Origin of the sequence: Stenotrophomonas maltophilia, from assembly GCF_013464915.1 — a bacterium.
In the GTDB taxonomy this organism is placed as follows: Bacteria; Pseudomonadota; Gammaproteobacteria; order Xanthomonadales; family Xanthomonadaceae; genus Stenotrophomonas; species Stenotrophomonas maltophilia_AT.
Window position 1 is genome coordinate 1 of sequence record NZ_RAVT01000065.1, and the last position, 13,035, is coordinate 13,035.

Annotated in this window: 13 protein-coding genes; 9 read left to right on the forward strand and 4 right to left on the reverse strand. The window is 66.1% G+C overall.

The window, feature by feature from the left end; genetic code table 11:
* Positions 1 to 229: 229 nt before the first annotated feature.
* The 3 genes from D7T59_RS19470 to D7T59_RS19480 form a co-directional block, all read right to left on the reverse strand.
* On the reverse strand, positions 230 to 1,132 hold the full coding sequence (locus tag D7T59_RS19470; protein WP_180852737.1) for a sulfurtransferase: 903 nt from the start codon (positions 1,130 to 1,132) through the stop codon (positions 230 to 232).
* Positions 1,129 to 1,932, reverse strand: a complete 804-nt coding sequence (locus tag D7T59_RS19475) for a CoA pyrophosphatase (protein ID WP_164136422.1) — start codon at positions 1,930 to 1,932, stop codon at positions 1,129 to 1,131. The genes D7T59_RS19470 and D7T59_RS19475 overlap by 4 nt, the downstream gene beginning before the upstream one ends.
* 297 nt (positions 1,933 to 2,229) lie before the next feature.
* Positions 2,230 to 2,931: an FKBP-type peptidyl-prolyl cis-trans isomerase N-terminal domain-containing protein gene (locus tag D7T59_RS19480; protein WP_005408797.1), complete on the reverse strand. Its 702-nt coding sequence runs from the start codon at positions 2,929 to 2,931 to the stop codon at positions 2,230 to 2,232.
* Positions 2,932 to 3,098: 167 nt separating this feature from the next.
* Between D7T59_RS19480 and D7T59_RS19485 the strand changes: the two genes are divergently transcribed.
* The 3 genes from D7T59_RS19485 to nth are packed head-to-tail and all read left to right on the forward strand — an operon-like array spanning position 3,099 to position 4,931.
* Positions 3,099 to 3,881 (forward strand): enoyl-CoA hydratase/isomerase family protein, encoded by a 783-nt coding sequence (locus D7T59_RS19485; RefSeq protein ID WP_164136421.1) that lies wholly within the window; start codon positions 3,099 to 3,101, stop codon positions 3,879 to 3,881.
* Between the two features lie 4 nt (positions 3,882 to 3,885).
* Positions 3,886 to 4,239, forward strand: a complete 354-nt coding sequence (locus D7T59_RS19490) for a hypothetical protein (RefSeq protein WP_164136420.1) — start codon at positions 3,886 to 3,888, stop codon at positions 4,237 to 4,239.
* Positions 4,239 to 4,931: an endonuclease III gene (nth, locus tag D7T59_RS19495; protein ID WP_180852736.1), complete on the forward strand. Its 693-nt coding sequence runs from the start codon at positions 4,239 to 4,241 to the stop codon at positions 4,929 to 4,931. Before D7T59_RS19490 ends, nth begins: the two co-directional genes overlap by 1 nt.
* Positions 4,932 to 5,012: 81 nt before the next feature.
* Here nth and D7T59_RS19500 read toward each other — a convergent pair whose 3' ends face one another.
* Positions 5,013 to 6,245 (reverse strand): porin, encoded by a 1,233-nt coding sequence (locus D7T59_RS19500; protein WP_049431224.1) that lies wholly within the window; start codon positions 6,243 to 6,245, stop codon positions 5,013 to 5,015.
* 507 nt (positions 6,246 to 6,752) lie between these two features.
* Between D7T59_RS19500 and pstS (D7T59_RS19505) the strand changes: the two genes are divergently transcribed.
* The 6 genes from pstS (D7T59_RS19505) to phoU all read left to right on the forward strand — a co-directional run bounded on the left by pstS (D7T59_RS19505) (position 6,753) and on the right by phoU (position 12,802).
* Entirely contained in the window at positions 6,753 to 7,769 is a 1,017-nt protein-coding gene (gene pstS, locus D7T59_RS19505) for a phosphate ABC transporter substrate-binding protein PstS (protein ID WP_004151437.1), read from the forward strand.
* Positions 7,770 to 8,177: 408 nt separating this feature from the next.
* Entirely contained in the window at positions 8,178 to 9,266 is a 1,089-nt protein-coding gene (pstS, locus tag D7T59_RS19510; RefSeq protein WP_180852735.1) for a phosphate ABC transporter substrate-binding protein PstS, read from the forward strand.
* A gap of 82 nt (positions 9,267 to 9,348) precedes the next feature.
* Positions 9,349 to 10,317, forward strand: coding sequence for a phosphate ABC transporter permease subunit PstC (pstC, locus tag D7T59_RS19515; RefSeq protein ID WP_008267250.1), 969 nt, complete (start codon positions 9,349 to 9,351; stop codon positions 10,315 to 10,317).
* Positions 10,317 to 11,180 (forward strand): phosphate ABC transporter permease PstA, encoded by an 864-nt coding sequence (gene pstA / locus D7T59_RS19520; RefSeq protein ID WP_006428262.1) that lies wholly within the window; start codon positions 10,317 to 10,319, stop codon positions 11,178 to 11,180. The genes pstC and pstA overlap by 1 nt, the downstream gene beginning before the upstream one ends.
* 19 nt (positions 11,181 to 11,199) lie before the next feature.
* Entirely contained in the window at positions 11,200 to 12,030 is an 831-nt protein-coding gene (gene pstB / locus D7T59_RS19525; protein ID WP_005408788.1) for a phosphate ABC transporter ATP-binding protein PstB, read from the forward strand.
* Positions 12,031 to 12,094: 64 nt separating this feature from the next.
* Positions 12,095 to 12,802 carry a phosphate signaling complex protein PhoU gene (gene phoU, locus D7T59_RS19530; protein WP_049444209.1) on the forward strand — a complete coding sequence of 236 codons (708 nt, stop codon included), beginning with the start codon at positions 12,095 to 12,097 and terminating at the stop codon, positions 12,800 to 12,802.
* Positions 12,803 to 13,035: the final 233 nt, after the last annotated feature.

Sequence of the window (13,035 nt, forward strand, 5' to 3'; positions counted from 1 at the left end):
GGGACGCCGTAAACCCGTCCWTGGGGGCTTGGCCGCGGCATCCATGCCGCGGACACCCCCGCCACCGGACCCACCCCGCCTTCGACAGATTCCTGCTGCTGTTGGTGGGGGTCGACCTTGGTCGACACGGGGTCGGATCACGTTGCTACGCAACGGGCTCTGACCCGGGTTTTCAGTTGATGGGGTCAGAGCCGTTTCCCGTTGGAAAACGGATCCGACCCCGCGCGGCTCAGGCGCCGCTGGCCACCGGACGGCTGCTGTCACTGACCCAACCGCTCCACGAATCGGCGTAGATGCGGGCGCCAGTCAAGCCGGCCGCTTCCATCGCCAGCAGCAGGTGGCAGGCGGTCACGCCGGAGCCACACATCAGCACCACCTGCTGTGGATCGCGATTGCCGATCACGCCCTGCAGTTCGGCGCGCAGCTGCTGTGGGTCGCGCAGGTGGCCGTCGAGTACGTTCAATGCGAACGGGCGGTTGACCGCACCCGGTACGTGGCCGGCGACCGGGTCGAGGGGCTCCACTTCGCCGCGGAAACGTTCGCCCGCGCGTGCGTCGACCAGCCAGCCCGGCGCGTGCTTCAGACGTGCGCTGATTTCATCGGCATTGGCGATCTGGGTGGTGTCGAAACGGCCCGGGTAGGCAGGCAACGCCGTCACTTCAGTCTGGCCGCTCGCCAGCGCGTGACCAGCCGCCTGCCAGGCGGCGATGCCGCCGTCGAGCACGGCGACCTTGCTGTGACCAATCAGGCGCAGCAGCCACCACAGGCGCGAGGCGGCCATGCTGCCGTCGCTGCCGTCGTAGACCACCACCTGGGTGTCGGGGCCGATGCCCCACTGCCCCAGCCTTGCGGCAAAGGCATCGCTGTCCGGCAGTGGATGGCGACCATGGCCGACGCGCGACAGATCGGACAGATCTCGATTGAGATCGGCATACACCGCACCCGGGATATGACCTGCCAGATACTGGCCGCTTCCCGCCTGCGGGTCGGCCAGCGAGGAGCGCGCATCGACCACGCGCACCGCGGTGCTGGCGGTGGCGCGTGCGTCGACCACGCGGATGCCCTCGCCCAACGCGGCAGCCAAGGTGGCGACATCGACCAGGGTGGTCCACGGCGGATCGATCGGGTTCATTGCACTTGCTCCAGACGGCGACGCAGGTTGTAGAGAATGGCCGCGGTGGCGCCCCAGATGCGCTGGCCGGGCCAGCCGTACTCGAGGACGTGGCGGATGCGGCCGCGGTGGTTGATTTCGACCTGGCGCAGGTTGTCGGCGGCCATCAGGTAGTCCAGCGGCACCTCGAACACCTCGGCCACTTCGCTGGGCTGCGGCACCGGCACGAAGTCCGGATCGACCACCGCCACCACCGGCGTGACGCGGTAGCCGGTGATCGTCACGAAAGGGTCCAGATAGCCCAGCGCCTGCACCTGGCCGGGCGCCAATGCGATTTCTTCCTGGCTCTCGCGCAATGCCGCCGCCAGCGCGTCGCGGTCATCGGGTTCGGTGCGGCCGCCGGGAAACCCGACCTGGCCACCGTGCGTGCGCAGGGTTTCGGTGCGGCGGGTGAGGATCACCTGCGCGCCATTGGCACGCGGCACGATACCCGCGAGCACCGCCGCTTCCACCGGCGGTCCCGGCGGCAACAGGTCGATCAGTTCGCTGCGGTTCCAGCCATCGCCGGCCGGCGGATCGGCCAACGGATGCAGCGCGCGCATCAAACGTTCGTGGTCGGCCAGCGAGCCGCGCAGTGATTGCTGGAGCTGCGCGCGCAGCGGCTGCACGCGATGCAGGATGCGACTGCGTTCGTCGTTGCTCATCGATGACCACCGTGCGATTTCATCGATATGCCGCCCGCAGCCGGTGCACTGCCGGTGCGGATCCAGCGTGCACACTCCGATGCAGGGACTTGCGACAACACGCGCCGTTTCTTCCATTGTTTGCACCCAGCAACAGTAGCGCGATTGGGCTGGATTTGCTCGGGTGGCCCGACCGGACGGTAGAGTCGACTGTCAGTCGACTCGCGCGCGCGGCGCGGGCGTTTCCTCCATGTGACCCAGGTGCAGTCGACTGACAGTCGACTCTACCGGGGCATTCCCAGAGCAGTCGACTGACAGTCGACTCTACCGGGGCATTCCCAGAGCAGTCGACTGACAGTCGACTCTACCGTCAGGAACCGCGCAAACAAAAACGCGCCGGTGCGAGCACCGGCGCGTTGGGTTTACTGCTTCGACTTACTTGACGCTGACCAGCTTGATCTCGAACTGCACAGCCACGTTCGGCGGGAACGGGGTGCGCGGGTCGGCACCGTAGGCCTGGTCCGGCGGCAGGGTGACTTCCCACTTCGAGCCTGCCGGCATCTGCAGCAGGGTCTCGCGCATGGCCTTCATTTCGACTTCGCTGACCTTGATCGACGGGATCTGCTGGGCCGGGCGGGCTTCGGTCGGGCGCTGGCCGTACGGGAACGGACCGGCCACTTCCAGCTGCACGGTGCTGGCCTGGGTCGGCTTGGCACCCTTGCCGGCTTCGATCACGCGGTACTGGACGCCGCTCGGCAGCGACTGCACGCCGGCCTTGGCCTTGTTCGCCGCGATGAACTGATCGCTCTTGGTCTTGTTTTCGGCAGCAGCCTTTTCGTACTCGGCCTTGGCAGCCTGGGCACGGCCCTGCTCGCGCTTCTGGAACGCTTCAACGGCCGGCTTCAGCTGCTCGGCGGTGATCGCCGGCTGCTTCTTGGCGTAGGCATCCTGCAGGCCCTTCACCACCGAGTTGATGTCCAGCTGCTCACCACGACCGGTCAGCTCCGCCAGGTTGTTGCCGTAGTCGTAACCGAAGTAGTAGCTCAGCTTGCCCTTTTCGGACGAAACGTCCTGGGCGAAGGCATTGCCCGTCAGGGCCAGGGCCGCGACGGCGACCGCGATAGAACGCAACTTCATCAAACAGTTCTCCAGGGGTGGTAACTCAGGGACGTTCTGCGCCGCCCTGAGGCGACGGGTTAGGATAACGGGCGCAACGTGTAACCGCTACTCACGATGCAGGCTATGACCCGTCTGCGTTTGCAGAGTTCAATATCACTTTTTTTTAACGTTCCAGGAGTTTCCCCGTGGCCGATGCCCTGATCGCAGTCACCGACGACGGCGCCATCCGCACCGTGACCGTCCAGCGCCCGGACAAGCTCAATGCCCTCAATGCCGCGACCCTGCAGGCCCTGGCCGAGGCCTTCAGTGCTGCCGCCGCAGACCCCGAGGTGCGCGTGGTGGTGCTGACCGGTGCCGGCCCCAAGGCGTTCGTGGCCGGCGCCGACATTGCCGAGATGAACACACTCAGCGCGGTTCAGGGACGTGATTTCTCGCTGCTGGGCCAGGCCCTGATGCGCCAGATCGAGCGCATGCCCAAGCCGGTCATCGCCCGCGTGAACGGTTTTGCCTTGGGCGGCGGCCTGGAACTGGCCATGGCCTGCCACCTGCGCATCGCCGCCGATACCGCCAAAGTCGGCCAACCGGAAATCAATCTCGGCCTGATTCCCGGCTTCGGCGGCAGCCAGCGCCTGCTGCGACTGTGCGGCCGCGCCGCCACCCTGGAGCTCTGCCTGCTGGGTGCACCGATCAACGCCGCACGTGCGTTGGAACTGGGGATCGTCAACGAGGTGGTGCCGGCCGAAGCGCTGGACAATCGCGTGAATGACGTCGCCCGCCAGCTGGCGCGCTCGGCGCCGCTGGCCCTGCGCGGCCTGCTGGACGCGGTGCACGTGGGTGGCGAATGCAGCCTGGAAGCCGGGCTGGAGTACGAAAGCGCGCAGTTCGGCCTGCTGTTCGCCACCGAGGACATGCGCGAGGGAACCAGCGCCTTCCTGCAGCGCCGCCCGCCGGCCTTCCAGAACCGCTGACGCCATGGCATCCCGACCCAACCCCGCGCAGCTGTTCGCCCGGGTCCAGGCAGACGATCTCGATGGCGCCCTGCAGGCCGGGCTGATGGACTATGTCGCCCGCGCCGACGACGCGCAGTTGCTGCCCGGCCACCCGGAACTCCCGCAGCGGTTGCAGCAGGCCCAGCTGCAGCTTCAGGCCGCCTGGGCAGCACGCGAACGCTACCGCGCCCGTGCTGTGCGACTGGCCCGCCGGGAAGCCGAACGCGACGCGCGGCGCACGCCGGCCCCGGCGCCGGACGTGAAGCCCGCCTTGCCCGCCGCGGCGGCCGCCATCCTCGCCCGGGCCAAGGCCCGCGCCAGCGGCAAGGAGCAGTAATGGCCACCACGAAGAAGACCCCGCGCCCCCCGGCGCGGCGTGGCGGCATGATGCCGCGCGCCGACGTGGTGGAGATGTTCACGCGCCTGCGTGAACTCAACCCGCACCCGAAGACCGAACTGGAGTACAGCTCGCCGTTCGAGCTGCTGGTGGCGGTGGCGTTGTCGGCGCAGGCCACCGACGTCGGCGTCAACAAGGCCACGCGCCGCCTGTTCCCGGTGGCCAATACGCCGGCGAAGATCCTCGCGCTTGGCGAAGAAGGACTGAAGCAGTACATCGCCACCATCGGCCTGTTCAACGCCAAGGCGAAGAACGTGATCGCCACCTGCGCGATCCTGCTGGAAAAGCATGGTGGTGAAGTGCCGCGCGATCGCGATGCACTGGAAGCGCTGCCGGGCGTGGGCCGCAAGACCGCCAACGTGGTGCTCAACACCGCGTTCGGCGAGCCGGTGATGGCGGTGGACACGCATATCTTCCGCGTCTCCAACCGTACCGGCCTGGCCCCGGGAAAGAACGTGCGCGAAGTGGAGCACACGCTGGTGAAGGTGATTCCCGCCGAGTTCCTGCTTGACGCGCATCACTGGCTGATCCTGCACGGACGTTATGTGTGCAAGGCGCGCAAGCCGGATTGCCCGGGATGCGTGATCGCCGATCTGTGCCGGTTCAAGGAAAAGACCACGGCCGAGGCGTGAGGCAGTCTCTGTTGTGACCAGACGAAGACGGCGGGCACAAGGCCCGCCGTCGTCATTTCCAGACACGGATGCTTCAGGTGATCAGAACGACAGATCGCCCCAGACGCCGAATTCCTTGGTCTTGTCGTTCTTCTTGTCGCCGGCGTTGGCCAGGTGCGTGTACTTGTACACGGTCGACAGCTTGAGGTTCTTCATGACCGGGAACTCGACGCCGACGTTCCAGTACTTGTCGCTCAGGGTCGGGTCCAGGGTCTTGCTGACGTCGGTGTCATCGTAACGACCGAACACGTTGATGCCGCCATCGGTCACGCGCACGCTGCCCCACACCGACCAGCCGCTGGACTTGTCGGTGGCAACGGTCATCACGTTGTTGAGGTTCTTGGCCTGGAAGTACTCACCACCAACGCGGAAGTTGCTGTCGGCGTAGGCCACCATCGCATTGGCGCGGGTGTAGGTGTTCTCGGAACTCTGGATGTCGGTTTCCTTGCCCAGCTTGCCGCTGTAGCCACCGACGGCAACCACGAAGTTCTCGTTCGGGGTGTAGGCCACGCGGCCTTCCACGTCCATGCCCTTGCTGCGGGTCGGGTTCTTGTAGCCGGCGCCGGACACCACCGAGACGGCGTAGTTGAAGTTGTTGCCCAGGTTGCCGAAGCCATGCAGGCCCCAGTCGGACGAGTTGCCGTACTTCAGGCGGTCGGTCAGGGTGTTCTCGACATAGCGCATGCCGTAGAACTTCTCGACGTACGGGATCCACGGCATGTCGGCGGCACCGACGCGCAGGTTGAAGGCCGGGTCGAAGCTGCCCTGCACGTAGGCCTTCTTGACGAACAGTTCGGTGTTGCCGATGGCCGAGCTGTACTGGAAGTCGGTGGTCAGGTTCGCCGACCAGATGTCGTTGAACTTGTGGTCGACGGTCAGGTAGAAGCGCTTGACGTCCAGACCGGTGCCGCTGGCGGCGGTGTCCTTGCCGTTGCTGGTCTTGTCGATGTTGGTCAGGTCGAAGAACATGCGACCGCCGATCTTGTTGTCATTGACCAGCTTGGCCAGCTTGTCGACGCTGGTCTGGGTCTTCTGTGCACCTTCCAGCGCCTGCGCCTGGGTGATGTTCACTTCGGACTGCGCGTCGGACTGCGCCTGCAGCGCCTGCGAATCGTTCTGCAACTGCTGGACCTGGGCCTGCAGCGCGGCGATCTGTGCCTGCAGCTGCTGCAGCTGTGCCTGGGATACGCCCGAGCTGGCGGGGGCTGCGAAGGCGTCGGCGGAAACCAGACCGAGGCTTGCAACGACCGCGGCGGCGAGCAAATGGGAACGCATTTTGGATCTCTCCAGAGGGTTGGAATGGCTTGGGCAGAACGCCACGCCGGCAGGCCGGTCAAGCGTTTTGCGAACGTTCCGTTAAAACCATGACAGTCGAATGACAAACTGCGCACCAAACACAGGTTTCTTCGTGCGGTCATGCGGACGACGCATTTGCGCCGGCATCTGTGTCGAGGCCTTGCGGCACATGGCGTGATGTATCCACTTCAACGCGCAACGCGGCCGCATGCATCCCTGCGCGGGACGTGACATCACTGCCGGATGCCCATTCCCGGGATGCGTGCGCGTCGGCGCGGAAGCTCCGTCAACGACATATAGGGGTTGGCGGCACGCCACCCCGCCGCCCCTCGACCGCGCGCGAAACCTTCACGGACACCGCTGCAGCGGCAGCGGCCAACGCTGTAACGGTTGCGTCATACAACGGTCCCTGCGCTGTCATCGAACCGTTATGGAATGTGCGCCGGGCGGGTAACCCCGCATCCCAATCAACCCAGGAGCCACCCCGTGATCCACGCCTTCAAGTCGCGCGTTGCCGTTGCCGTCTTCGCAGCGTCGTCCGTGTTCGCCGCCAACGCCGCTGAAATCACCGGCGCGGGCGCCTCGTTCATCTACCCGGTGATGTCGAAGTGGTCGGCCGACTACAACGCCGCCACCAGCAACAAGGTCAACTACCAGTCGATCGGCTCCGGCGGCGGCATTGCGCAGATCAAGGCCAAGACCGTTGATTTCGGCTCGTCCGACGCCCCGCTGAAGCCGGAAGAACTGGCCGCTGCGGGCCTGGCCCAGTTCCCGTCGGTGATCGGCGGCGTGGTGCCGGTGGTCAACGTGGCCGGCATCGCTCCGGGCGCGCTGAAGCTGGACGGCACCGTGCTGGCCAACATCTTCCTGGGCAAGATCAAGACCTGGAACGACCCGGCCATCGCCGCGCTGAACCCGGGCGTGACCCTGCCGAGCGCCAAGATCACCGTCGTGCACCGTTCGGACGGTTCGGGCACCACCTTCAACTTCGTCAACTACCTGTCCAAGGTCAGCCCGGAGTGGAAGAGCTCGGTCGGCGAAGGCACCTCGGTCCAGTGGCCGGCCGGCATCGGCGGCAAGGGCAACGAAGGCGTTGCCGCTTACGTGAAGCAGATCAAGGGCGGCATCGGCTACGTCGAACTGTCCTACGCGCTGCAGAACAAGCTGTCGTACACCGCGATGAAGAATGCCGCCGGCAGGTTCGTGCAGCCGAGCGATGCGTCGTTCGCCGCTGCCGCCGCCAGCGCCGACTGGGCCAGCGCCAAGGACTTCTACCTGGTGATGACCAACGCCCCGGGCGCCGAGTCCTGGCCGATCACCGCCACCAACTTCATCCTGGTGCACAAGAAGCCGAAGAATGCTGCCAACGGCAAGGCCACCCAGGAGTTCTTCCGCTGGGTCTACAAGAGCGGCGACGCCCAGGCCCGCCAGCTGGACTACGTGCCGCTGCCGGACAGCCTGGTCCGCCAGATCGAGACCTACTGGTCGCAGAACCTGAAGTAAGCGTTCCCCCGCAGGAACGGGGTCGGCGGGTCCTCTCTCCCCCGCCGATCCCACCCGGGCGCGAGATCCTCGAGATCTCGCGCTCTTCTTGTTTTTGGGGGGCACTCGCCTCTGTAGAGCCGAGCCCACGCTCGGCTGGGGTGATGGAGCGTGCGGACCAACGGTCCGCACCTACCGAGGGCAGGGAGCGGCCGAGCATGGGCTCGGCTCTACCTTGCGCCTGCCGTCATACCGGTGCGCAGATCGGGGGTCCCCCGGCTCCTGCCGGGTCGGCGCCAACCCCGTGAAACCCTTGTCAGAACGTGATCCAGGACACCTCTGTCATGGTCGTAATACGGCTGTAACAAAAACATCATTTCATAGCCGCATCCGCCGACGACGTCGGCTCTTCCCCGCTATGGAGTGACCATGAAACTGCACTCGGCCGGCCTTGCCGCCCTTTCCCTGGCCATCGCCCTGGGCCTGTCGGCCTGCGGTGGCGACAAGCAGGCCGCGCAGCAGCCGGCTGCCGACGGTGCCGCTGCCCCGGCCACTGCCGGTGCCAAGGTGACCGCCGAAGTGTCCGGCGCGGGCGCGTCCTTCATCTTCCCGCTGGTCTCCAAGTGGTCGGCTGACTACAACGCCACCACCGGCGCCAAGATCAACTACCAGTCGATCGGCTCCGGCGGCGGCATCGCCCAGATCAAGGCCGGCACCGTCGACTTCGGTTCCTCCGACAAGCCGCTGAGCAGCGAAGAGCTGGCCCAGGCCGGCCTGGCCCAGTTCCCGTCCGCCATCGGCGGCGTGGTGCCGGTGGTCAACATCGAAGGCCTGGAAGGCGGCAAGCTGCGCCTGAGCGGCGCCCTGCTGGCCGACATCTTCCTGGGCAAGGTCAAGACCTGGAACGATCCGGCCATCGTCGCCGCCAACCCGGGCGTGAAGCTGCCGGACGGCAAGATCACCCTGGTCCACCGTTCGGACGGTTCGGGCACCACCTTCAACTTCTCCAACTACCTGTCCAAGGTCAGCCCGGAGTGGAAGAGCAAGGTCGGCGAAGGCACCTCGGTGCAGTGGCCGGACGGCGTCGGTGGCAAGGGCAATGAAGGCGTCGCTTCGTACGTGAAGCAGATCAAGGGCTCGATCGGCTACGTCGAGCTGGCCTACGCGCTGCAGAACGGCATGCCGTACACCGCCATGCAGAACGCGGCCGGCAACTGGGTCGAGCCGAGCGCGGAAACCTTCGCCGCTGCGGCCGCCAGCGCTGACTGGACCAGCGCCAAGGACTTCAACCTGGTCATCACCAACGCCCCGGGCGAGCAGGCGTGGCCGATCACCGCCACCAACTTCATGCTGATGCAGAAGCAGCCGAAGGACGCCAAGCGCAACCAGGACACCCTGGCCTTCTTCAAGTGGGCCTTCGAGAACGGCCAGGCCCAGGCCAACGAGCTGCACTACGTGCCGCTGCCGGCCGAACTGGTCAAGCAGATCGAGGCCTACTGGGCGACCGACCTGAAGTGATGGTTACGACGGTGCCCGCCCCGCGCGGGCACCGCTGCTTCCACGCCATGCCGCCCCGCCCCTTCCTGGCCCAGCCGTCCCCATGAATGCCATCGCCCAGCCTGTAGCCGCCCCGTCCACGCGTGATGCGCGTGATGCCCGCAACGACAAACTGTTCCGATGGGTGCTGGTCGGCACCGTCATCTTCGTCCTGATCGCCCTGGCCTGCGCCGCGCTGTCAATGTTGTGGGGCGGCCGCCATGCCCTGCAGATGCAGGGCCTGAGCTTCTTCTTCTCCGCCGACTGGAATCCGGTCGAAAACAAGTTCGGCGCCCTCGCCCCGATCTACGGCACCCTGGTCACCGCACTCATCGCGATGGTCATCGCCGTGCCGGTCAGCTTCGGCATCGCCTTCTTCCTCACCGAAGTCGCGCCGCGCTGGCTGCGTGGCCCGGTCGGTACCGCCATCGAACTGCTGGCCGGCATTCCCTCGATCATCTACGGCATGTGGGGCCTGTTCGTGCTGGTGCCGGTGATGACCGAGTACGTCACCCCGTTCCTCAACGAGACGCTGGGCGAATGGCCGATCATCGGCCCGATGTTCCAGGGTCCGCCGCTGGGCATCGGCATGCTCACCGCCGGCTTCGTGCTGGCCATCATGGTCATTCCGTTCATCTCCTCGGTGATGCGCGAGGTGTTCCTGACCGTGCCGACCCGCCTGAAGGAATCGGCCTACGCGCTGGGTTCCACCAAGTGGGAAGTGAGCTGGGACATCGTACTGCCCTACACCCGCTCGGCGGTGATCGGCGGCATCTTCCTCGGCCTCGGCCGCGCCCTCGGCGAGACCATGGCGGTGGCCTTCGTGATCGGCAACAGCGTGCGCCTGTCGCCGTCGCTGCTGGAACCGGGCACCACCATCGCCGCGCTGATCGCCAACGATTTCGGCGAAGCCACTGAAACCTACCGCTCGGCCCTGCTGCTGCTCGGCTTCGTCCTCTTCATCGTCACCTTCGTGGTGCTGGCCATCGCCCGCCTGATGCTGATGCGCCTGTCCCGCAAGGAGGGCAACTGATGTCCACCACCGCTGATTCGCTGTACCTGCGCCGCCGCATCGGCAATGTCGTTGCCATTACCGCGTCCTGTGCCACCGCCCTGTTCGGCCTGTTCTTCCTGGGCTGGATCCTGTTCACCCTGGCCTCGAAGGGCCTGGCCGGCATCAACCTGGATCTGTTCACCAAGATGACGCCGCCGCCGATGCAGGAAGGCGGCCTGGCCAACGCCTTCTTCGGCAGCGCGGTGATGTGCGCGCTGGCGATCGGCATCGGCACCCCGCTGGGCGTGCTGGCCGGCACCTGGCTGGCCGAGTACGGCAACGCCCGCAAGGCCGGCACCGTGGTCCGCTTCGTCAACGACATCCTGCTGTCGGCACCGTCCATCGTGCTGGGCCTGTTCGTCTACACCCTGTACGTGATGCAGACCGGCGGCAACTTCTCGGCGTTCGCCGGTGCCCTGTCGTTGGCCTTCATCGTGCTGCCGGTGGTGGTGCGTACCACCGACGAGATGCTGCGCCTGGTGCCCTCGCAGATGCGCGAAGCGGCCCTGTCGCTGGGCATCCCGCAGTGGAAGGTGATCGTGCAGGTGCTGTACCGCAGCGCCTCGGCCGGCATCATCACCGGCATCCTGCTGGCACTGGCCCGCATCTCCGGCGAGACCGCACCGCTGCTGTTCACCGCCTTCGGCAACCAGTACTGGAACAACAACATCTTCCAGCCGATGGCCTCGGTGCCGGTGGTGATGAACCAGTTCGCCGGCAGCCCGTATGAATCCTGGCAGGTGCTGGCCTGGGCCGGCGCCCTGGTGCTGACTGTCTTCGTGTTGCTGGTCAGCCTTGCCGCCCGCGGCATCCTGCTGCGCAACCGTATCTCCCATGACTGACCTTTCCGTGGATAACGCCATGAACGACCTTTCCAACGCCGTGCCGATGCAGCGCATCGCCGTGCCGTCCTCGCACGAGAGCCTGCACACGCCGTCGCCGGTGAAGCTGGCTGCGCGTGGACTGGACTTCTACTACGACAAGTTCCACGCCCTGAAGGGCATCAACCTGGAGATTCCGGAAAAGCGCGTTACCGCGCTGATCGGTCCTTCCGGTTGCGGCAAGTCGACCCTGCTGCGCATCTTCAACCGCATCTACGCGCTGTACCCGAAGCTGGAAGCGCGCGGTGAGGTGCTGCTGGACGGCGAGAACATCCTGTCGCCGAAGTACCCAATGAACCGCCTGCGCAGCAAGGTCGGCATGGTGTTCCAGAAGCCGGTGCCGTTCCCGATGACCATCTTCGAGAACGTGGCCTACGGCATCCGCCACCACGAGAAGCTGAGCAAGGCCGACATGGCCGACCGCGTCGAGCAGGCGCTGCGCCAGGGCGCGCTGTGGGACGAAGTGAAGGACAAGCTGGGGCAGAGCGCACTGGGCCTGTCCGGTGGCCAGCAGCAGCGCCTGTGCATCGCCCGTGCCGTGGCCCTGCGCCCGTCGGTGCTGCTGCTGGACGAGCCGACCTCGGCGCTGGACCCGATCTCGACCAGCCGCATCGAGCAGCTGGTGGAAGAACTCAAGCACGAGTACACGATCGTGATCGTCACCCACAACATGCAGCAGGCCGCGCGCGTGTCCGACTACACCGCCTTCATGTACCTGGGCGACCTGATCGAGCACGACCGCACCGAAGTGATCTTCTCGCAGCCGTCGCAGCGGCAGACCGAGGACTACATCACCGGTCGCTTCGGCTGATCGGCCTGTTTCTTCGCCACATGTTCCAGCCAGGCATGGCCTGGCTCTACCCGGATTGCAGACCATGAATCTTCCCAACGACCACATCGTCAAGAGCTACGACGAAGAGCAGCAGCGCCTGGTGGCCGAAATCGTGCGCATGGGCGAGATGGCCGTCGCCCAGCTTGAAGCGGCGATGGACGTGATCGAGAAGCGCGACGAGAACGCTGCCCATCGCATCATCGCCAACGATGAAGCCATCGATGCGCTGGAACAGCAGATCAGCCACGACGTGATGCGTCTGGCGCTGCGCGGGCCGATGGCGCGCGACCTGCGCGAGATCCTCGCCGGCCTGCGCATCCCGGCCGACATCGAGCGCATCGGCGACTACGCCGCCAACGTGGCAAAGCGTTCGATCGCGCTGGGCAAGGTGCCGCCGCTGCCGCAGATCCAGGGCCTGCGTGCGCTGGGCCGCCTGGCCGCGCAGCAGGTCCGTCGTGCCATCGCCGCCTACCGCGACAACGACGCCGATGCCGCGCTGGAACTGCGCGAGGACGACGCCCGCCTGGACGCGCAGTACACCGCGCTGTTCCGCGAGCTGCTGACCTACATGATGGAAGACCCGCGCAACATCACCCCGTGCACCCATCTGCTGTTCATGGCAAAGAACCTGGAGCGCGTGGGCGACCACGCCACCAACATCGCCGAGAACGTGTGGTTCCTGGTGCACGGCGAGCAGCCGCTGCCACCGCGTGAAAAGCGCGACGAGACCTCGAGCACCGGGCAGATCTGACGCTGCACTGCAACAACGGAGTTGGGTCCAAGGTGGCCGCTGTCCTGGTGACAGCGGCCTTCTTTTTTGGGTTTCTGCGTGAATTCATCCACGCGTGGCGTGGATCTACCGGGGGGCGCGTGGCGTGGATCTGCCGGGGGGCGTCCGCGCGCGGCGTGGACCCGCTGGGCGGTCGAGGGTAGATCCACGCCATGCGTGGATGCTCTGCCGCGGGCCACCGTTCTCCGCTTCTG

Bases quoted from the DNA above. Each gene is read 5' to 3' on its own strand.
- D7T59_RS19500 (WP_049431224.1), bottom strand. From the start codon at position 6,245: ATGCGTTCCCATTTGCTCGCCGCCGCGGTCGTTGCAAGCCTCGGTCTG.
- D7T59_RS19480 (WP_005408797.1), bottom strand. From the start codon at position 2,931: ATGAAGTTGCGTTCTATCGCGGTCGCCGTCGCGGCCCTGGCCCTGACG.
- D7T59_RS19470 (WP_180852737.1), bottom strand. From the start codon at position 1,132: ATGAACCCGATCGATCCGCCGTGGACCACCCTGGTCGATGTCGCCACC.
- pstA (WP_006428262.1), top strand. From the start codon at position 10,317: ATGTCCACCACCGCTGATTCGCTGTACCTGCGCCGCCGCATCGGCAAT.
- D7T59_RS19475 (WP_164136422.1), bottom strand. From the start codon at position 1,932: ATGGAAGAAACGGCGCGTGTTGTCGCAAGTCCCTGCATCGGAGTGTGC.
- pstS (WP_180852735.1), top strand. From the start codon at position 8,178: ATGAAACTGCACTCGGCCGGCCTTGCCGCCCTTTCCCTGGCCATCGCC.
- nth (WP_180852736.1), top strand. From the start codon at position 4,239: ATGGCCACCACGAAGAAGACCCCGCGCCCCCCGGCGCGGCGTGGCGGC.
- pstB (WP_005408788.1), top strand. From the start codon at position 11,200: ATGAACGACCTTTCCAACGCCGTGCCGATGCAGCGCATCGCCGTGCCG.
- phoU (WP_049444209.1), top strand. From the start codon at position 12,095: ATGAATCTTCCCAACGACCACATCGTCAAGAGCTACGACGAAGAGCAG.
- D7T59_RS19490 (WP_164136420.1), top strand. From the start codon at position 3,886: ATGGCATCCCGACCCAACCCCGCGCAGCTGTTCGCCCGGGTCCAGGCA.
- pstC (WP_008267250.1), top strand. From the start codon at position 9,349: ATGAATGCCATCGCCCAGCCTGTAGCCGCCCCGTCCACGCGTGATGCG.